The sequence below is a fragment of the Pseudomonas sp. SIMBA_068 genome, from assembly GCF_046534705.1.
In the GTDB taxonomy this organism is placed as follows: domain Bacteria; phylum Pseudomonadota; class Gammaproteobacteria; order Pseudomonadales; family Pseudomonadaceae; genus Aquipseudomonas; species Aquipseudomonas putida.
In genome coordinates this window covers 1-236 of sequence record NZ_JAWRYI010001650.1, presented here as the reverse complement: position 1 = coordinate 236, position 236 = coordinate 1, and the positions used below count along the sequence as shown (strand labels likewise).

Below are 236 nucleotides of genomic sequence, written 5' to 3'. Positions count from 1 at the left end.
ACCTATCAGTTGCTAACGATGGCGGCGGCCGTGATAGCGATGCACGTGATCCGGGCGATGCAGTAGCAGCCGGCGAATGTGGTAATAATGGTGCGCAAGGGTCTAGCTGGCATGGTACGCACGTTGCGGGTACTGTTGCAGCCGTTACAAATAATGGTGAAGGCGTTGCCGGTGTTGCTTATGACGCAAAAGTAGTTCCAGTACGTGTACTTGGTAAATGTGGTGGTTTAACGTCT

The 236-nt window shown here is 52.5% G+C and carries 1 protein-coding gene; it reads left to right on the top strand.

The annotated features are described in order from the left end of the window. The coding region (locus SB756_RS35330) for a S8 family serine peptidase (protein WP_410913915.1) at positions 1–236 on the top strand (236 nt) is incomplete at both ends.